The organism is Streptomyces sp. NBC_01439 (assembly GCF_036227605.1).
Classification (GTDB): domain Bacteria; phylum Actinomycetota; class Actinomycetes; order Streptomycetales; family Streptomycetaceae; genus Streptomyces.
Map to the genome: position 1 here is coordinate 1,411,639 of NZ_CP109487.1, position 18,691 is coordinate 1,430,329.

At 71.9% G+C, this 18,691-nt stretch carries 17 protein-coding genes; 16 read left to right on the forward strand and 1 reads right to left on the reverse strand.

The features are described from left to right. Positions 1 to 75 precede the first annotated feature (75 nt). From OG207_RS06495 to OG207_RS06545, 11 genes are all read left to right on the forward strand, one after another. Positions 76 to 1,176, forward strand: a complete 1,101-nt coding sequence (locus OG207_RS06495; protein ID WP_329096717.1) for a hypothetical protein — start codon at positions 76 to 78, stop codon at positions 1,174 to 1,176. Between the two features lie 516 nt (positions 1,177 to 1,692). Beyond that, positions 1,693 to 3,564, forward strand: coding sequence for an ATP-binding cassette domain-containing protein (locus OG207_RS06500; RefSeq protein WP_285528473.1), 1,872 nt, complete (start codon positions 1,693 to 1,695; stop codon positions 3,562 to 3,564). After that, positions 3,561 to 3,731, forward strand: coding sequence for a hypothetical protein (locus OG207_RS06505; protein WP_329096718.1), 171 nt, complete (start codon positions 3,561 to 3,563; stop codon positions 3,729 to 3,731). Before OG207_RS06500 ends, OG207_RS06505 begins: the two co-directional genes overlap by 4 nt. Positions 3,732 to 3,793: 62 nt before the next feature. Next, the gene (locus OG207_RS06510) at positions 3,794 to 5,071 is read left to right on the forward strand and encodes an MFS transporter (protein WP_329096720.1); all 1,278 of its coding nucleotides are present in this window, start codon (positions 3,794 to 3,796) and stop codon (positions 5,069 to 5,071) included. Positions 5,072 to 5,120: 49 nt separating this feature from the next. Further along, positions 5,121 to 6,587, forward strand: a complete 1,467-nt coding sequence (locus OG207_RS06515) for an NUDIX domain-containing protein (RefSeq protein ID WP_329096722.1) — start codon at positions 5,121 to 5,123, stop codon at positions 6,585 to 6,587. Between the two features lie 55 nt (positions 6,588 to 6,642). Beyond that, positions 6,643 to 7,941, forward strand: a complete 1,299-nt coding sequence (locus OG207_RS06520; protein WP_329096723.1) for a protein-L-isoaspartate O-methyltransferase family protein — start codon at positions 6,643 to 6,645, stop codon at positions 7,939 to 7,941. Then, complete coding sequence (locus OG207_RS06525; RefSeq protein ID WP_329096725.1) at positions 7,938 to 8,357, forward strand: GFA family protein; 420 nt, start codon at positions 7,938 to 7,940, stop codon at positions 8,355 to 8,357. The genes OG207_RS06520 and OG207_RS06525 overlap by 4 nt, the downstream gene beginning before the upstream one ends. A 32-nt stretch (positions 8,358 to 8,389) precedes the next feature. After that, the gene (locus OG207_RS06530; RefSeq protein ID WP_285528441.1) at positions 8,390 to 9,196 is read left to right on the forward strand and encodes a class I SAM-dependent methyltransferase; all 807 of its coding nucleotides are present in this window, start codon (positions 8,390 to 8,392) and stop codon (positions 9,194 to 9,196) included. Further along, positions 9,193 to 10,572 (forward strand): NUDIX domain-containing protein, encoded by a 1,380-nt coding sequence (locus OG207_RS06535; RefSeq protein ID WP_329096728.1) that lies wholly within the window; start codon positions 9,193 to 9,195, stop codon positions 10,570 to 10,572. The genes OG207_RS06530 and OG207_RS06535 overlap by 4 nt, the downstream gene beginning before the upstream one ends. A 38-nt stretch (positions 10,573 to 10,610) precedes the next feature. Continuing rightward, a complete protein-coding gene (locus OG207_RS06540) occupies positions 10,611 to 11,087 on the forward strand; it encodes a GNAT family N-acetyltransferase (protein WP_329096730.1) in 477 nt (158 codons plus the stop codon). Further along, the gene (locus OG207_RS06545) at positions 11,084 to 11,590 is read left to right on the forward strand and encodes an NUDIX domain-containing protein (protein ID WP_329096731.1); all 507 of its coding nucleotides are present in this window, start codon (positions 11,084 to 11,086) and stop codon (positions 11,588 to 11,590) included. Before OG207_RS06540 ends, OG207_RS06545 begins: the two co-directional genes overlap by 4 nt. 37 nt (positions 11,591 to 11,627) lie before the next feature. Here the strand turns inward: OG207_RS06545 and OG207_RS06550 are convergent, their stop codons facing one another. Then, a complete protein-coding gene (locus OG207_RS06550) occupies positions 11,628 to 12,980 on the reverse strand; it encodes an IS4 family transposase (protein WP_329096518.1) in 1,353 nt (450 codons plus the stop codon). A gap of 121 nt (positions 12,981 to 13,101) precedes the next feature. Here OG207_RS06550 and OG207_RS06555 point away from each other — a divergent pair, with 121 nt between their 5' ends. From OG207_RS06555 to OG207_RS06575, 5 genes are read left to right on the forward strand one after another with little or no spacing between them, the layout of a single operon-like run. Beyond that, the gene (locus OG207_RS06555) at positions 13,102 to 13,767 is read left to right on the forward strand and encodes a M15 family metallopeptidase (protein ID WP_329096733.1); all 666 of its coding nucleotides are present in this window, start codon (positions 13,102 to 13,104) and stop codon (positions 13,765 to 13,767) included. Between the two features lie 31 nt (positions 13,768 to 13,798). After that, positions 13,799 to 16,171 carry a methyltransferase, FxLD system gene (gene fxlM / locus OG207_RS06560; RefSeq protein WP_329096736.1) on the forward strand — a complete coding sequence of 791 codons (2,373 nt, stop codon included), beginning with the start codon at positions 13,799 to 13,801 and terminating at the stop codon, positions 16,169 to 16,171. Continuing rightward, positions 16,168 to 16,743, forward strand: a complete 576-nt coding sequence (locus tag OG207_RS06565) for an AAA family ATPase (RefSeq protein WP_329096737.1) — start codon at positions 16,168 to 16,170, stop codon at positions 16,741 to 16,743. Before fxlM ends, OG207_RS06565 begins: the two co-directional genes overlap by 4 nt. Then, the gene (hemC, locus tag OG207_RS06570; RefSeq protein WP_285528434.1) at positions 16,743 to 17,702 is read left to right on the forward strand and encodes a hydroxymethylbilane synthase; all 960 of its coding nucleotides are present in this window, start codon (positions 16,743 to 16,745) and stop codon (positions 17,700 to 17,702) included. Before OG207_RS06565 ends, hemC begins: the two co-directional genes overlap by 1 nt. Further along, positions 17,699 to 18,385: a hypothetical protein gene (locus OG207_RS06575; protein WP_329096740.1), complete on the forward strand. Its 687-nt coding sequence runs from the start codon at positions 17,699 to 17,701 to the stop codon at positions 18,383 to 18,385. The genes hemC and OG207_RS06575 overlap by 4 nt, the downstream gene beginning before the upstream one ends. Positions 18,386 to 18,691: the final 306 nt, after the last annotated feature.

Below are 18,691 nucleotides of genomic sequence, written 5' to 3' on the forward strand. Positions count from 1 at the left end.
CATGACCGTGTGGTGCCTACTGCCCCCATCTGCGGCAGCGGGCACCACACGTGGGGCTGACCCTCGGAGAACTCCATGGACCCGCACGGCCAGTTGGCCCGACGCTTCCCCCTCGTCTCGCGCTTCCGGCCCGCCTGCCTTCCCCTTCCCGACCGCGTCCAGGCCCTCGCATCCCTCGCCGAGACCGCCGCCGCCCGCGCGGACCAGGGGCTCGCCTCGGCCGTCTACAACCAGGCCGCCCTGATCGCCAGCGACGTCGGACTGCCCGGCCTCGCCCGCCAGCTGTGCCACCAGCACGCTGACGCCTACCTGCATGCCACCCCGCTCCCCTCCACGGCCGCGATCCGGGCCCTCGAGCCCGTCGTCAACCTGGCTCGCCTGCAGATCCGCGCCGGACGCCCCGACGAAGGACGCAACCGTCTTCTGCGCCTCTTCGACGCCGTCACGAACGGCACCGCCGACCGATTCGACGACGTGCACATCCCAGCCGACTTGGTCCAGTCCGAAGGCGACCGGCAGGAAGTACGCGCCTGGCTGTGGCGAGTCCTCCTCGCCGACGGCTCACGGACCCTCACCGGCAGCGGCCGGTGGGCCGAAGCCCTCGCGCACACCCGCAAACATCAAGGCATCGGCAAGCGGATGTTCGACGGCCGGCAGATCGCCGTCGTCGCCGCCCTCACCAGCAGCGACACCGAGCACGCCGCCGCCCTCATCGCCGACACGGCCGCCGGCGAGCCGTGGGAGCACGCCGTCACCGCCTGCCTCCACGCCCTATGCCTCCGTGCCTGCACGGGCTTGGACCACAGCCAGGAGAGCGAACTCGAAGCCGCGCTCCGCGCCGTCCCCGCCGAGCAGGGCATGACGGTCTTCGATACCCGCCTGCGCCTCACGGCCCTGGGCACCATCGCCTCCCCGGCGAGCTCGGCCGCGTACCGCATCACGAACGAGTTGCACCGGGACATCGTCGGTACACGTGACGGCTTCGCCGCCCGCGAGGTGCTGGACGACTCACTGTTCACCGGGCTCGCCGCCCCGAGACAGCTCCAGGACTGCCACGACCTTGTCGCAGCCTGCGCATTGGGCTCCGGCGCCTTGCCCGCCCGCCTGCGTAGTGCATTGGACACGGCACTGCATCGGAACGACCGAGTGATCAGAGACAGCCTGTCGGCCCCCTGAGTCGCCCATGTGTCCGAGCCGGTCCGGCGTACGCACTCGGTCGGCAATCCTCCGCCCGGGTGACACGGCCCTGTTCGAGCGAGTTTCAACGCCTCGGACCCAGACGCGCCAAGCCCACCCAGCGAGACGGGAACATTCGTTCCCGTTTTGCCTCCGATCCGGCCGTGACGGACCCGGATCGGAGCCGTTCTTAGAGCACCAGTACCAGTCGTGCGCCCATCCGGAGGACCCCGTGAATCTCCTGCCGAAGCATCTCGACAGCCTTCCATTAATCGAACATCACGCGCCTGCTCCGTGCCTGCCCCCTGCGGGTGGAGGTCGTGTTGACGCCTCATCATCCTGCTGCCGCGACTCACGACCGGATTTCTGGAGGGCTTCGTGAGCAAGGACTCCGGGAGCGGCTCCGGCACCGCGGGGGTGTCGGACTCCGAGCGGCTCCTCTTCGGCGGCGAGCTGGCCTACGACATCGGCTGGGACCAGCACGAGGGCGCCTGGCTCAAGCTCGGCCTCTGGACGATGGCGCGCCAGCTCCCCCGGTTGGCGGGGACCGGCCTGCGGCTCGCCCACCTCGCCGACGCCCGCGCCCTGCATGTGGTCCTGGCCTCGGAGGCCGGGCGGGGCGTCGCGCAGGCGGTCGGCCTGGTCGCGGTCAACAGCGTGCTCGGCCACGTCCTCGCGGCGGGCAGCACCAACGAGCGTCTGACTCAGGCGCTGCCCGCGCTCACGGTCGTGGCCGTCACGGCGTTCCTCGGGTCGCTCCTGCGCTCGGCCTCGACGGCGGCCACCGGAGCCTTGGAGCCGAAGGTGCAGCGCGTCGCCACCGAGCAGTACCTCGGCCTGGTGTACCGCACGGAGCTGTCGGCGATCGAGGACGACGAGTTCCACCGGTTGCTGGACGCGGCCCGCTACGGCGCCGACTCGGCCCGCCGGATGATCCGGTACTGCACCAACACCCTGAACTCCGCCGTGTCGCTGATCGCAGCGGCTGGCGTGCTCACCGTCCTGCACCCGGTGCTGCTGCCGCTCCTGGTCCTGATGACGCTGCCGAGCGCGTGGAGTTCGCTGATGATCTCCCGCCAGCGGTACATCTCCTTCCACGCCTTCGTCCAGCACGCCCGCGCCGGGCACCTGCTCGGCCAGCTGCTGACCCAGAAGGAGGCGGCGGCCGAGGTCCGCGTCCACGGCGTCGGCCCGTTCCTGCTCGGGCACTTCCGCACGATGGCCGAGACCAGTGAACGCGAGCAGACGCGGCTGGCCCGCCGCGCTGCCCGGATCGGGCTCGCCGCCGACGGTGCCGGCGGTATCGCCACCCTGCTCACCTACGGGGCCCTGGGCGGCCTCCTCTGGGCCGGAGCGATGGAATTCGCCGTCGCCGGCACGGCGGTACTGGCCATCCGCACCGGCGCCGCCAGCCTCGACAGCCTGGTGCTCCAGGTCACCGAGCTCCACCAGGAGTCCCTGTTCGTCGCCGACTTCGAGCGGCTGTGCCGGGAGGCGAAGACCCGGGCCATCCCCACAGGCGGGGACCCGCTGCCAGAGCGGCTGCGGGAGGTCCGGTTCGAGAAGGTCACCTTCACATACCCCGGCAGCGGCGGTGGCGAGCCGGAACCCACGCTGCGCGAGGTGAGCCTTTCGTTCCCGACGGGGAAGATCACCGCGCTGGTGGGCGAGAACGGCTCGGGCAAGTCCACCCTGGTCAGGCTCCTCGCCGGCCTGTACCTGCCGGACGAGGGCGGCGGCACGATCTGGTGGGACGATGTCGATGCCCGTACCGCCGACCGCGACCAGGTCTTCGGCCGCGTCGCGCTGATGTCGCAGGACTTCTACCACTGGCCTTTCACGTTCCGGGTGAACGTCGGTATTGGGCAGCCCGGTCAGGCCATCGACGATCGGGCGGTCGGGGAGGCCTCCGGCTTCTCCGGTGCCGACGAGGTCCTGGGCGGCCTGCCTCGCGGGCTCGGCACGCTGCTGGCTCGCGGCTACCGCGGCGGGCACCAGATCTCAGGCGGGCAGTGGCAGCGCATCGGCATCGCGCGGGCCAAGTACCGGCAGGCCGAGATCCTGATCGTGGACGAGCCCACCAGCGCCCTGGACGCGGTCGCTGAGCAGCGGGTCTTCGACCAGATCAGGGCCCTGGCCGCGACCACCGGGCAGACGATCGTGCTCATCACCCACCGCCTGCATTCCGTGCGCCATGCGGACCTCATCCACGTCTTGAAAAGCGGCCGGGTTGCCGAGTCGGGCACCTGGGAGGAACTGATGGACCCGGCTACGGGCACGGGGGACTTCCGCGACGCCTACCTCGTCCAGGCCTCAGCCTTCGATGCCGCAATCCCCACCCAGTCGCCCGGCAAGCACGACACTCTGCGCGCCCAGGACAACGCATGACCGCCGCCGCGCCCCAAGAACAGGCCGGCGGGGTGAACGTCCGCCCGGCGTCGGGACAGGACGAGGCCCGACCGCAAACCAGCTCGCAGACCGAGTGCCGTCCGCCTGTCCCCGTTCCCGATGCCGTGCCCGCAGGCCGGCTGCTGACGGAGGCCGTCCTGTGGTGACGCTGCCCCGCCCCCGGCCTTCCGTCCGCAAGAGGGCACCGGAGCTTGGGAGGGGGTTCCGTTTGTACCTCGGCGGGGAGTCCGCCGGCCTGGTCGGGACGTCGGTGCACCTGGTGGCCCTGCCCGCCCTGGCCGTCCTCGAACTGGACGCGACGGCCGGGCAAGCCGCTCTGCTCGCCTCCCTGGCCCACCTGCCCACCTTCCTCCTGGCCCTCCCGGCCGGCGGCATCGTCGACCGGTACGCCAAGCGGGCTCTGCTGGTGGGGACGGATCTGGCGGGGGCCGTCGTCGTCACGGTGGTTCCGGTGGCGGCGCTGGCCGGGGTGTTGTCGATGTCCGTGCTGTACGCGGTCGCGCTGGTCCTGGGTGCGGTGACCGTACTGCACCAGGCGGCGGTCATCGCGATCGTCCCGCAGCTCGTCGAACCCGCCCTGCTGCACCGGGCCAACGCCCGGGTGGGTGCCGCGTTCGGGGCCGCGGACACGGCCGGAACCTACCTCGGCACCGCGGTCGTCGCGGCCGTCGGCGCGGCCAAGGCCTTCTGGCTGGACGCCCTGTCGTACCTGGTGTCCGCCTGCTGCACAGCCCGGATTCCGGAGCCCGGTCAGCCCCCAGCGGGCGAGGGGCGGCCCAGGCGCAGGTTGGCCGAGGAGATCTGGGAGGGCCTGGCCTACACGGCGCGGACTCCACTGGTCCGGGACCTCGTGTGCGCGCTGACCCTGACCGGTGTGGGCGTCGGTGTGACGGGCGCGCTGTTCGCGTACTACCTGCTGACCGCGCTGGAGGCGGGACCTACCGGGCTGGGGATCGTGATGGGCGTCTCCGGCGCGGGCGCGCTCGCCGGCGCCCTGGCAGCGCCGCGGGTCGTAGCTCGGTTCGGCCCCGGCCCCACCCTGCTCGCCGGGTTCGCGACCTGCCCAGTGGCGGGCGTGCCTCTGCTGTTCGCCCGGCCCGGGCCCGGCTGGCTGGCCGTCCTCGCCGCGGCAGGCGGGCTCCAGCTCGCCGCCGCGGCGGTGGCGGGTACCACCCAGAGGTCGGTCCGGCAGCAGATCTGCCCACCTCACCTGCAGGCGCGGGCCCAGCAGACGTCGACGTGGCTGGTCTCCGGGAGCAAGCCCTTCGCCGCCCTGGTCGGCGGCGCGGTGGCCACCGCATACGGGGCACGTACCGCTCTGGCCGTCGGGACGCTGGTGCTGGTCTTGCCGGTGATCGTGCTCTGGCGCTCCCCGGTCAGCCGCCTGACCTCGATGCCCATCCCCTCGCCGCCCCCATGCGGCTCCGCCCTCGCCCGAGGTACACGTCCACCCGCTGATGCCGCGGGGACAGACCCGCACCCGTGAGCGCCGCCGACTCCTCCATCCCGCCATCCCACCGACCTGTGAGGCCCTCTTGCCGCCCTCCCGCTCGCACATCCGCGATCTCGTCACCGCCTACCTGGAACGCCACCCGGCCGAAGTCCCGCTGCTAGCAACTCTGTTGCGACTGCTGGACGAAGCCGCCGAGCCCACGAGCCGCTCGACCTTGCCGGGGCACGTCACGTGCAGCGCGGTCGTCGTCAACCATGACCGCCGGGTCCTGCTCGTCCACCACAACACGTTCGGGCTCCTGCTGGCACCCGGCGGGCACATCGAGGCAGCTGATCGCTCGCTGCTCGAGACGGCGCTGCGCGAGATCCACGAGGAGGCCGGCATCCCGCCCGGCGCCCTGTGTGCCACCGCCGCCTACGGGAGCCTGCCCATCGACATCGACGTCTTCGACATCGACGCCAACCCGGCCAAGGGCGAAGCCGCGCACCAGCACTGGGACTTCCGCTTCGTCTTCCAGTTGGTGGACAGGGACGTCAAGGTCACGGTGCAGCCGGAGGAGGTCTCGGCCCCAGAGTGGGTCGCCTTCGCCGAGGTCACGGCCCCGCAGCTGCGGGCGAAGCTCTCCGCGTCCGGGCTCGATGGCCGCATCGAGCCTGTCAACGCCTCGGCGCTGATCCACGACGGGCACGGCCGCTACCTGCTGCATCTGCGCGATGACATCCCCGGCATCTGGGAACCCGGGGCCTGGGCGCTGCTCGGCGGCGGCCGCGAGACCGGCGACACCTCGCTCGAAGACACCGTCCGCCGTGAACTCCGGGAGGAAGCCGGACTCAAGCCGGCCGGGCTGGAGCCGTTCGCCGTCGAGCTCGCCACCGGCACGGACGGCCTGATCGTGCCGGTGCAGGTATTCACCGCCCAGTGGAACGGCGACCCCGCCCGCCTGCCGCTCACCGAGGGCGTAATGCTCGCCTGGTTCCACCCCGACGCCATGGAGCGCCTGAGGCTGAGCCCCTCCACCCTGGACCTCGTACGCCGGCACGCCCAGTACGCCGCCCGCAGCACGACGCCCCAGGGCGGAACGGGCGGGCCGGACAGGCCGAAGGCGGGCAGCACCAGCGTTCCGCACATCGTCGGCGTCCACCTCTACCTGGAGCGCGACGGCCAGGTGCTGCTCGGCCTGCGGCACCCCGGCTCCGCGTACGCCGGCGGCACGCACCACTTCCTGGCCGGGCACTGCGAGCAGGAGTCCGCGGTGGCCTGTCTGGTCCGCGAGGCGCAGGAAGAGGCCGGGCTGCTCGTCGACCCGGCCGACGTCGAACTCGCGCACGTGGTGCACATGGTCGACAAGCCCGGAGACCAGCCCAGAATCGGATTCGTCTTCCGCGCCCGGCAGTGGAGGGGGACGCCTCAGGTCCGGGAGCCGGACCGGTGCGTCTCCTGGGACTGGTGGCCCGCCGAGGCCCTCCCCGAGCCGATCGTCCCCTACACCCGGGCCGCGATCGAAGGCATCCGAGCCGGTCGTCCCTACACGGAGCTTGGCTGGACCTGACCGCCCTGCACCCTCCACACCCCTGCCCGCTCCCACCCTGTCCGAGGAGTCGTACGTGCTCGATCCCCTTGTCCCGCCCGCCCGTGCCGGAGTCGCTCTTGAGGAGAGGGTGGCAGCCGCGCGGGCGGAGATGGTCGCCGTGCTGGAGGCCGCCGGCCACCTCCGGCCGGGCCCGGTCCGGGACGCGTTCCTCGCGGTGCGGCGGGAGGTGCTGATGCCGCAGGCCTACGTGCGGCGCAGCGGGCCGGACGAGACTCCGCCGCGCTGGGACCTGCTCGACTGGGCCGTGCCCGCGGACCGGGAGGAGCTGCTCGGGCTGCTGTACGGAGGGGAGAGCGTGCTGGTCCAGCACGACGGCGAGCCGGTCCTGGGCCGGGTGCCGGCCCCGCGGTCGGGCGGGTCGATGACGGCGATGTCCAGCACGGCCGGGATGACCGTCGCGCTTCTTCAGCGTCTCGGACTGCGGCCGAGCCAGCGGGTCCTGCACATCGGCACCGGCGCGGGAGTGACCACGGCCGTCGCGTGCGTCATCGCAGGTGATGCCGGGGTGGTCACCGTGGACCGGGACGAGTACGTCACCGCCGCCGCCCGCGAGCGGCTGGCGCTGCTCGGCCACCGGCCGACAGCCGTGACGGGGAACGGGCAGGACGGCTGGCCTGCTGGCGCCGACTACGACCGGATCTTCGTGACCTACGCGGTCACCCGGGTACCGGAGGCCTGGCCGCAGCAACTGGCAGCCGGCGGGCTGGCGCTGTCGACGTTGTCGACGTCCTCGCCGTCCTGGCCGGGCCTGGCCGTCCTCACCAGGACCGGCAGCGGACGCGTCCGGGCCCGTCTGGAAGCGGTGCGGCTCGGGCACCGGGCGGGCCACGGCTGGAGCCAGCTCTACCTGAAGCCCGGTCTGCGGGGCCGGATCGAGGCCGCGGACGGGGGCATCACCCGCAACACGCAGGTGGGCCCGCCGCCAGATGATGCCCGCGGTCTGTGGCTGGCCCTGGACCACCTGCACCCCGGGCTCGTACGGAACTGGGCTGCCGACCACCTGGTCATCGGGGCCCCCGACTGCGGGTCCTGGGTCACCGCCCGGCCGGACGACTCCGGCACGTGGACGGTCATCGTCTGCGGGCCCCGCGACATCTGGGCGGAGATCCAGGACACCGCCACCCGATGGCAGGCTGCCGGATCCCCGTCCTCCTACCGACTGCACCTCGAACCCGACGGAACCCAGTGGGTCAGCGCCGGTAGCGGGCCGGCCGAGTTGTCCTGGCAGCTGCCCGCCGCCCTCCAGCCAGCAGAAACCGTCCCGCCGCAAGCCCCCGAACCCACCCTGTCGCCGAAGGAGTCCACCCCATGACCTCACCGACCCCCACCCCCACCGCTGCCCGGGCCGGCGGCTGCCAGTGCGGCAAGCTCCAGTTCACGGTCACCGGGGAGCCCGACTATCCGCACACCTGCAGCTGCGGGCACTGCCAGGCCCTGTCCGGTGGCCCGCTGATGTCCTGGGTCTCCTTCCCCTTGGCAGGACTGAAGTGGACCGGCGCCGGGGACGAACCCGCCTGGCACTACACCTGGCCGGACTCCAGGCGAGGGTTCTGCCCGAGCTGCGGCAGCCAGGTCTGCGCCCTCGACGACGGGTCCACCAGCATCGCGATCACCCTCTCCGCTCTGGGCAACCCGCCCGACTTGGTTCCGGTCAACCAGAGCTACCGCGAGAACGCCGTGCCCTGGCTGACCCCGATTCCCGACACCCGCGACCACCTCCACAACTGAGCCCCCCGCCCGCACCACGAGATCGGAGACCCGTGTCCCTGTTCGACTCCGTGGACTACCACTACGCCCGCTACCGGCCAAGGCTGCCCGACGAGGTCGTCCAGCTCCTGGCACGGGAACTGGGCGAGGCGAAGGCCCCCACGCTGCTGGACCTCGGCGCCGGCACCGGACAGGTCGCCCTCTCCATGCTCCCCGTCCTGCCTCCCACAGCCCACCTGGACCTTGTGGACCTGGACCCGGGCATGCTCCGCACCGCGCTCGACGAGCTCCGACCGCACCTGGGCGAGCGCACCGCCACGGTGCACACGGGCCCGGCCGAGAAGTTCGTTCCCGCCCGGCCCGGGTACCGGGCCGATCTGATCACCTGCTGCCGGGCCTTCCATTGGATGGACCGCCCCGCGGTTCTGGCCATGGCCGACCAAATGGCCGCGCCCCAGGCCGGCTTCGCGGTCATGGGTGACGGGAGCCTCTGGACGCACCAGGCCGAGTGGACGACCGCCCTCAGAGTCCTGATCCAGTCCCACCTGGGAGAAGACCGCCGCGCCGGCACCATCGGCACCTACCGCGAGCCGGGCCGTCGCTACGAAGACGACCTTGCCAACTCCGCGTTCAGCGAGATTGCCGAGCACCGCATCCCCTTCACCCGCTCCTGGACGCCCCGCGGGGTCCTGGGATACCTGCGGTCCACCAGCTTCGCCCGGCCAGACCTCTTCGCCGACCACGCCGGATTCGAGGACCAAGCCCAGCAGCTCCTGCTCCAGCAGGCGCGGGACGGAGTCCTGCACGAGGACGGCGTGTTCACCGTGCTGCTCGCCCGCCGCCCCGGGGCAGCCCGGTGAGCGGCGGCGCCCGGCACACGGTGCCGGTCGACGTCCACCTCATCCTGCGCCGCGACAGCGAGCGCGGACCGGAGGTGCTGCTGTCCCGCCGTGCCGGACCGGTGTACGCGACGGGGCTGTGGCACCTGCCGTCCGGGCACCTCGACCCTGACGAGGACATGGTCGAGGCCGTCATCCGGGAAGCCCGGGAGGAAACAGGCGTGCGCATCCAGGCGGAGGACGTGACCGCGGCGGTCACCGTCCACCACCGCCCACCAGTGGGATCCCGGTCCCGTATCGGCGTCTTCTTCGAGGTCCGCCGCTGGTCGGGCCGGCCTCGGGTCATGGAGCCGGACCGGTGCGACGGCATGGACTGGTACCCGCTGGACGCCCTCCCCGACCCGATGGTGGCGTACTGCCGGGCCGGTCTGGACTCCTACAGCGCCCCTCTGCCCGCCGCCGTGCACTTCCAACAGCCGGGCGACGCCATCGAGCACCGGCCCGACGGCCCCGACCGCACCCGCCTGCTCAGCGGGCCGCCCGTCGGTGGGCTGGAGGTGCCGTACCGCCTGCGGATGTTCGCGGAACAGGCCGTCGGCCGGATCGCGGAGGCGACGGAGGTGTCGTGGGTGCGCACCGGCAGCCGGGTGTGGCGGCTGTCCGGGCCCGGCGGCGGCACCTGGTACCTCAAGCGGCACCGCGGGGCGAAGTTCCATGACCGGGAGGTCGCCGCGTACCGGTCATGGGTGCCGGCGCTCGGGGCGCGTGCTCCCCATCTCGTCGCCGCCGACACTGCGGCGCGGGCCGTCGTCGTCACCGCGCTGCCCGGACACCCGCTCCACGGCATGGTCCTCAGCGCTGCGGACGAGGCGCGCGTCCAGCAGGCCCTGGGCCGTCTCGTGGGCATCCTTCACCGCAGCGCACCCGAGCAGCCCGCCGCAGCCGCCACGGCCGCGGACAGGATCAAACGGCATCTGGACGGGGCCCGCCCGTACTTGGCCACCGGGGACGAGGATCTGGTCCTCGCCCTCGTCGGCGCTTACACGGACCTCCCGAAGCCCACGCTCGTGCCCACCCACGGGGACCTGCAGTACCGCAACGTCCTGCTGGACGGCGTCGGGGAACCGCTGCTGTTCGACTTCGAGCGGTCCGAGTACAACACCGCGACCCGGGACATGGTGCGGCTGAGCGACACCTGGACCGGCCGCCCGAACCTGCGCGCCGCGTTCCTCGACGGGTACGGCAGGGCGCTCACCCCTGCCGAGGAGCTGCGCCTGGACTGCGAGGCCGCCTTCGACGCCGTTTCCGGCATCGCCTACGGCACCAGTCACGACGACCCCGAGGTCACCGAGCGCGGCCACCGCACCCTGCACCGGCTCCGAGCCCAACATCCCTAGCCCGTCTGCGTCTTCTACCCGTTCGAGGAAGGACCCCCGTGCCCGAACCCCGCCGCGCCACCCCTGCCGATGCCGCCGAGATCGCCCGCCTGCGGTCGGCGAACATCCTCAGTGAACCCCTCGACGACGCCTGGCTCACCACGTGCACCGACCAGCTCACCTTACGCCTCCAGGACGGCGGTGACGCCCGCGCGTACGTCGTCGACTCCCCCGCCGGCGGGCTCGCCACCTGCGCCCTCGGCCTGGTCCACGCCGTCCTTCCCGCCCCGAAATACCCCAAGGGGCTGGCCGTACGGATCCACGCGGTCGCCACCGACCCCGCGCACCGGCGCCGCGGCTACGCCAAGGCCGCGCTCGCCGCCCTCCTCGACCACCTGGAGGGCGAGGGGGTGACCCTGTACGAGCTGTACGCCAGCGACGGTTCCGCCCCGCTGTACGAGCAGCTCGGCTTCGCGGCCGACCCGGCTCTCATGCGGATGACGCGCTTCCCCACCGCCGGAGGGAACGCGTCGTGAGCGAGCGGAAGTGGCTGCCTCCGGAGGAGTTCGCTGCGACGCTGCCGAAGGCCACCATGTTCGGGGCTGTGTTCTTCACCGACGAGGACGACCGGCCCGTCCAGCTGCGGGCCACGTACTCCAGTACCCACCCCTGGCAGTGGCCGGGCGGTGTCGCCGAACCGGGCGAGCGCCCCTGGGAGACCGCCGTGCGGGAGTGCCGGGAGGAGACCGGCCTCCGCGTGGAGGGGCCGCCGAAGCTCCTGGCCACCGTGTTCGGGCTGCCGGGCAAGGACTGGCCGCTGGCCACCGTCGGATGGGTGTTCGACGGCGGCCGGCTCTCCCCCGGGCAGCTTGCGGGGATCGTGCTGGACCCGGATGAACACGACGAGGTCCGTGCCCTGGACGTCCCCGAGTGGCAGGGCCTGATGCCGGGTCGCGACCACGCCCGGCTCGAGGCCGTGATGGCCGCCCGCAAGGCCAGGATCCCGGCGTACTTCGACACCTGGGACTGGGAGGTCTAGATGCAACGCCGTTCAGTTAGGGCAGGGCTGGGTGGCGTCAAGGGTCCGTGGTGAGCATGTTGATGCTGATGGTGGCCTTGTAGGTGGCCCGGTCGATGGCGGGTCCGCGGGCGTTGTATTTGGAGATCGCTCGTTTGACGATGCGGTCTTTGGTGCGGACCCGCCGTGGGGGCAGGAGCTGGGCCAGCACGTGGCGGCCGATGGCTCCGACCAGGTCGATGACGGTGTCGGCGATGATGCCCGCGGCCAGGACGAGCTGGTCACGGGCGGCGGACAGTGCGACGGTGAAGCCGGCCCGGTCCGGGTCGGTGCCCGGGATGCTGTCGGTAGCATCCGTCATCGCGGTCCGCAGAGCCTGGTAGGCGACCAGGAGAGCCCAGACCTCCTGGTCGATCCCGGCCGGGGTGCGGGCACGCAGGACCCGTCCGCCCAGGATCGTGGATTTCAGCTCCGCGTAGGCAGTCTCGATTTCCCAGCGTTCGTGGTAGAGCCGGATGAGCTCGGCGGCCGGGTGCGTTGACGGGTCGGTGAGGGTGGTCAGCAGCCGGTAGTGGCCGGTGCGGACCTCTCGGGAAGTGGCGATGCTGATCTCGGCGTCGATGACCCGCACGGTCAGTGCGCCCAGCCGGGCCAGGAATGAGCCGTCGCCGCAGTGGGCCACCGGTGGCAGTCTCCGGCCGGACTTGCAGCGCACCAGCAGGTCGGCGCCGGTGGCGGCGAAGCGGTTCAGCAGTGCGGTGGCAGCGAAGTTCCGGTCGCCCAGCAGCAGCATGCCGGCACGCAGATCGCCCGCCAGTCGGCCCGCGTACTCCAGCTCGCCGGTGCCGGCAGGGCCGAACGCCGCCCCGATCACCGCCCGGGTCCCGCAGGCCACCAGCGCCACCAGCCGGATCTGCGGATAGCCCCCGGCCCCGTTATTGCACCGCTGTTTGGAGAACACAGCGAGGTTCGCCGGGGCGTCCGGCACCGGCAGCAGCGTGCCGTCGACCGCCACCACCAGCAGCCCGCGCCACCGCATGGCGGCCGCCGTCGTGGCCACCGGGCCACGCACCAGGTCGAACAGCGCCTTCAACGGCGCCGCGCCCACACGCTGACGGGCCTGTCGTAACGCGCTGCCGCTCGGTCTGGTGGGCGCCAGGCCCGCCAGACCCGCGCACAATCGGTCGAAGACCTGCCGATAGCCCAGCTCGGCGAACAACGCCCCGGCCAGCAGTAGGTACACCGTGACTCGCGCCGGTACCAGCCGGACCCGCCGCTGAACGGCCCCGCTCGCCGCCAACACTTCATCGACCATCTCGAACGGCACGATCCGGGTCAGCTCGCCGATATGGCCAGGCGCGAACACCCCGGCCGCTACCTTGACCGTCCTTGTTATGGCAGCCTGTTCCAACAGCGGAGCTCCTGTGGTGAGGATGTCTTGGAGGACAAACCTCTTCTACAGCAGCTCCGCTGCCTCGTTCATCGGTCTTGACGAACAGCCCCCGCCCCTAACTGAACGGCGTTGGGTCTAGATGAGCATCGTCTTGATGTCCGACCCGCGGGTCGCCGCCATCCCGGTCGCGGACAACGGCGAGCCCCTGGCCGATGTCCGCGCAGGGGGAGAGCTCCTCCTCGATGACCGCCGCTCCGATCCCGCGTACGCCTTCGCGCACCTGCGCTCCGGTGTTCTCGACCGGCTCCAGCAGGCGCAGTTGCTGGTGCCCGAAGGGCTGCGCCTGCTCGTCGTCGAAGGGTTCCGCCCGCCGGCCCTGCAGCAGCGGTACTTCGAGGAGTACGCGGCCAAGCTGAGCGCGGCCCACGGCGACTGGCCGGCGGAAGAGCTGCGGGCGCAGGCGAGCCGGTACGTGTCGCCTCCCGAGATCGCCCCGCACAGCGCTGGCGCGGCCGTCGACCTGACCCTCGTAGAAGTGGACGGCACAGAGCTCGACATGGGCACCCGCGTCAACGCCAGCCCGGAGGAGAGCAGTGGGCGCTGCTACACCCTCGCCGACGGCCTCACCCACCAAGTCCGGCTACACCGCGCCACCCTCAGCCGTGCGCTCACCGCCGCCGGGCTCGTCAACTACCCAAACGAGTGGTGGCACTGGTCCTTCGGCGACCGCTACTGGGCCCTGATGACCGGCAAGCCGGAAGCCCTCTACGGACCCGCCTCCCAGCATCCCTCCGACCTCTCTTGAGCCACCCGACGAACAGGGAGCCCCGCACCGCATGAGCACCACGCACACCGCACAGGACTGGCACGCCCACTACGCGGCCGGCCGCGACTTCCGCCCCCTGAGCGACACCGAGAAGACCGTCCTCACCAAGCACCTGGCCCTGCCGGAAGGCGCCGAGGGGGCCCGGGCCCTGGAGGTGGCCTGCGGGACCGGTGAGCTCGCCCGCTTCCTCGCCGCAGCCGGGTACCAGGTTGACGCCGTGGACTGGGCCCAGTCCGCGGTCGACAAGGCCAGCGCGGACTCGGCCGGGGTCAGCTGCCACCATCTCGACCTGACCAGTGGGGACCTCTCCTCTCTCGCCCCGGCCGGGTCGGGCGGCTATCGGCTGATCACCATGCGCCGGGCTCTGGCCCATCTGCCCGACCGCACCCGCACGGTCGCCGAACTCGCTGCCCTCCTCGACGAGGACGGCACCCTGTGCGTGATCACCCCGCACGCCGACCGACACCCCGAGGAGCTGCGCGGGATTTGCCTGGACGACGCCGAGATCGACCTTCTCGCCGACGGCTGGCAGCACACCGAGCGCATCGAGGCCGGCGACCTCACCGTCCTGCTGCTGCGCGGGCCCAAATCCGACCCCGTCACCTACAGCGAGAAGCGGACCCCGAAGCCGTCCGCGATGGCCGGCGTCGCCGTCGTGGTCACCAACGACCGCGGGCAGGTCCTCCTCGGCTGGAACCCCTCCCGCGCCGTATGGGAACTCCCGGCCGGCAAGGTGGAGCCGGGCGAGGCCTTCGAGGCCACCGCGGTACGCGAACTCGCGGAGGAGGCGGGCCTGCACGCCCGGCCGGAGTCCGTGCTCCTGCTGGGCACGTTGTGCGACTCCACGCACGGATTCACCCGGATCACCGAGATCGCCCGCCTCACCGACTACACCGGCAAGCCGACCGTCCGGGAACCGGAGTTGATCACCCGGTGGGAATGGCACACCCCCTTCGCCGTGCGGAACCTGCCCCAGCCGATCTTCACGGCTTCCGCCCAGGCCCTGAACGTGGTGTGGCCGGGCCTGCTGCCCGACGTCCCACCCGCGCACCACACGCCCAGGCCCACCGGACGCGTGCAGCTGACGTTCGCCGAACCGGCCACGGCAATCCGGCTCCGCGAGCAGCTGGTCCAAGACCTCACCGATGCCGGCTGGACGGACACCCCGGAGCTGCGGCGGGCGTTCGTGACGGTGCCCCGTCACGCCTTCCTCCCCGAGCAGTCGCTCCCTCGGGCGTACGCCAACGAGGCGGTGGCCACCGTGTTCGACGAGGACACCGGGCGGTCGATGAGCTCGGTATCCCAACCCGAGATGCAGGCGGTCATGCTACGCCGCGCCAACCTCCGGCCCGGCGCGAACGTGCTGGAGATCGGAGGCGGTGGCTACAACGCCTGCCTGATCGCCGAACTCGTCGGCCCTCATGGGTCGGTGGTGTGCATGGAGATCGACCCGTACGTCCACGCCCGTACGGAGCGGTTCCTGGCCGAGACCGGGTACGCCGACCGGGTCCGGGCTGTCCTGGGCGACGGCACCAACGGAACCCCCGGGGAGCTGATCCCGGCTGACGGCTTCGACGCCATCATCGTGACGGTCGCCTCGAACGACGTGGCACGGTACTGGACGAACCAACTCGCCGAGGGCGGGCACCTGGTCGTGCCCCTGCGGATCGGCGGGTTCACCCGGGCCGTCGGCCTGCGCAACGAGGACCCGGCGCTGGTGTCCACGGAGATCAGCCCGTGCGGGTTCGTCCCCATGCAGGGTGCCGGCCGGTGGGACGAGACCGCGGCCCCGCTCGGGGACACCGGCTACGGCATCCGCTGGGAGGACACCCCGCCCACCGCGCTCGACGGCCTGGACCGCGCCCTGGCCGCGGGCGGCACCGAGCTGTGGACCGGGGTGACGGTGCTTGGCGGCGAGTCGGTCGAGGACCTGCAGCTGTGGCTGGCCACCTCCCTGGCCGGGTTCTGCCGGATGGAAGGGGATCCGGACCGGCCGGGGCCGGTGCGGCTGCCGAAGCGGTCGGGTGCCGAAACAATCATCCTCGGTCGCTCGCTGGCCTGCCTGATGACGGAGCGGCGTGAGCACGACGAGGCCGACGGCGCCTCCACCTGGGAGTTCGGAGTCCAGGGCTTCGGGCCGGACGGAAAGGCCGCCGCGGACACCCTGGCCGCCGCCGTCCAGACGTGGGACCGCGACCTGCGGGGCCGGGCCACGCCCCGGCTGACGGTGGTACCCGCGGGTACCCCCGACTCCGCGCTCCCCGCCGGAGACATCGTGGAAAAGAAGGACAGCCGCATCGTGGTCTCCTGGCCCGGCCGTGACGAGGCTCCCGCCCCCGCCGTTGGACGGAACACAGCCTCAGGGAGGTCCGACGAGCAGTGATCACCTGGATCAACGGGGCCTTCGGCAGCGGCAAGAGCACCCTGGCGGCCATCCTCCATCAGGCACTGCCCGGTTCGGTGGTGGCCGACCCGGAGGAGATCGGCGACCTGCTGCGCCGCACCCTGGCCGGGCACCCCGGAAAGCTCCGCGACTACCAGGATTACCCGGCCTGGCGGCGCCTGACCACGGCCTACATCAGCGAGATCGCCGCGCACACCAGCGGTCACGTCCTCGTGCCCATGACCGTGCTCAACCCCGCCTACGCCGCGGAAGTGTTCACGCCCTTGCGCCGCTCGCCCGGGCTCGTCCATCTCGTCCTCCACGTCGAGCCGGACGAGTTGGAAGCCCGGATCGACGCGAGCGAGGAGTTTCCGGGAAACGAGACCCGCAGCGAGGCCGTCCGTGCGTACCGGCGGCGAAGGGCGGCGGAGTACGCCGCTGCCGCTACGTGGATGCACGCCGACGGCCACGTCCTCGACACCAGTGCCCTGCCGGTGCACGCGGTCCTCCAGGCCGCCCTCAGCCGTATCTCGCCCGCCCACCCCGTATCCGCCGATGGAGCCCGACCCTGATGACCAGCAGCACCACCCTCACCACCGTCCGGCTGGGGACCCGGCCCAGCCCCATGGCCCTGGAACAGACAGGCCGTTTCGCCGACGCGTTCCGCGCACGCTACCCGGAGGCGGTCCTCGACGTCGTCGAGATCGTCTCCGAGGGCGACCGGCACCGCGGCCCGCTCTCGGCGATCGGCGGGAAGGGGGCCTTCACCCGCAACGCGGACCGGTACCTCCTCGACGACCGGGTCCAGGCAACGATCGCGTGCGCCAAGGACGTACCCGGCCCGCACGACCGCTCCCCCGGCATCATCATCGGAGCGGTCCTCCCTCGAGAGGACACCCGCGACGCCCTCGTCCTCCCCGCCGGCCATCCCGCGGCCACGCTCGCCGACCTGCCGCCCGGCACCAGGGTCGGGACCAGCGCACCCCGTCGCTCGGCCCTTCTCAAAGCCCTCCACCCGAAGCTCGTGCAGGTACCGATCCGCGGCAACGCCGACAGCCGGCTCACGAAGCTGGACGAGGGAACACTCGGCGCGGACGTGATGATCGCCGCCCTGGCCGGCCTGCGCCGCCTCGGCCACGAGGACCGGGCCTCCGAGATCCTCGACCCCACCGTGTGGCTGCCCGCGGCCGGCGCAGGGACCGTGATCGTCGAGCACCGTGCCAACGACCCCGCCACCGGGAAACTGCTCGCACCCCTCACCCATGCCCCTACTCGGATTCTGCTCGACGCCGAGCGGGCCGCTCTCGCCACGCTGCACGGCGGGTGCCTGACAGCCGCCTCCGCCCACGCCACCCTCGACGCCGCATCGGGAGTCGTCACCGTGCACGCCGCCGTTCTCGACCCGACCGGCGGCGACCCTCTGCGCGTCTGCGCGTCCGGCCCCTCGACATCCGCCCATGAAGTCGGGCAGGACGCAGGCCGACAGCTGCTGGAAGCCGGAGCGGAGCGTCTTCTCGGACGGTCCGCATGACCGATTCGAACGCCCGGCAGGCAGTGTTCGCGCCGCCAGCCCAGACGTCCGACCAGCAGCGGATGCGCAGCCGGCACCAGCAAGCTGCCCGTGTCTTCTCCGTGACCGCGTCCGGGCCGGAAGCCTGGGGATGGCAGGGCCGAACCCTGGGCCGGCGAGCCGGCCGATGGTGGCTGCGGCTGGTCAGTGCTCCTGCCGACAAGCGCAACGCCCGCCTGTGGGAGGGCACTGCCGCCGCGGACTCCGCCCTGCCCCGCTCCGTTCCCCGGCCTCGCCTGCACGACGTCACCGAGTGGACCGAGAACGCCATCGCCTACCGGGCCGAGCTGTCCGAGTACATCGCCCAGTCGGCGCTCCAATCCGGCGGACCCGTCCTGACCGGCGACGTCGACCTGCCCCGCTCCTGGTGGGCAGACCTACGCAGCGCACTCGCTGCCACCGCGACGGTGCCAACCGACCGGCAAGCCGTACGGCAGCAGTGGATCGACCGCAACTTCACCCGCTTCCTCGGCACCCCCGTGCCCACGATCACTTCCTGGACCACGGGGCACGGTGACCTCCACTGGGGCAACCTCACGCCCGAGCCCCTCGTGATCCTCGACTGGGAGGGGTGGTTGCGACACGAGGTCGCACAATATGAGCGGATCACGGGAGAGGAGGGTGGGCGTATGCCTGCTCCGTGATCTCGGGCTAGTACTCGATGCCCGTCCCCGCCCTGACGTGCGCTGGGAGTAATCCCGGGGTTCGAAGCTCAGGGAACATGCGAACCGTGCCTCGATCCATCCGCGGCGCGGAGTAGGGGAAGGCCGGGTGGGTGAACACCAGTGAACCCTCGATGATGCCTCGTTACCCAGAAACCTCGGATGGATGGAAGTGATTCCGGGGTGCAGGGTCTATGCCGTGGAGGAGCGGCAGGCGGCGACCGGTGACCATTTGCCGGTTGCGAGAGTACCGCTGACCTCGGGGTACAGAGGGCACCCGAACCCGGT

What these genes read in the sequence shown, in the direction of transcription:
- fxlM (WP_329096736.1), top strand. Translation starts at nt 13,799, where the DNA reads ATGAGCACCACGCACACCGCACAGGACTGGCACGCCCACTACGCGGCC.
- OG207_RS06505 (WP_329096718.1), top strand. Translation starts at nt 3,561, where the DNA reads ATGACCGCCGCCGCGCCCCAAGAACAGGCCGGCGGGGTGAACGTCCGC.
- hemC (WP_285528434.1), top strand. Translation starts at nt 16,743, where the DNA reads ATGACCAGCAGCACCACCCTCACCACCGTCCGGCTGGGGACCCGGCCC.
- OG207_RS06555 (WP_329096733.1), top strand. Translation starts at nt 13,102, where the DNA reads ATGAGCATCGTCTTGATGTCCGACCCGCGGGTCGCCGCCATCCCGGTC.
- OG207_RS06575 (WP_329096740.1), top strand. Translation starts at nt 17,699, where the DNA reads ATGACCGATTCGAACGCCCGGCAGGCAGTGTTCGCGCCGCCAGCCCAG.
- OG207_RS06500 (WP_285528473.1), top strand. Translation starts at nt 1,693, where the DNA reads ATGGCGCGCCAGCTCCCCCGGTTGGCGGGGACCGGCCTGCGGCTCGCC.
- OG207_RS06495 (WP_329096717.1), top strand. Translation starts at nt 76, where the DNA reads ATGGACCCGCACGGCCAGTTGGCCCGACGCTTCCCCCTCGTCTCGCGC.
- OG207_RS06525 (WP_329096725.1), top strand. Translation starts at nt 7,938, where the DNA reads ATGACCTCACCGACCCCCACCCCCACCGCTGCCCGGGCCGGCGGCTGC.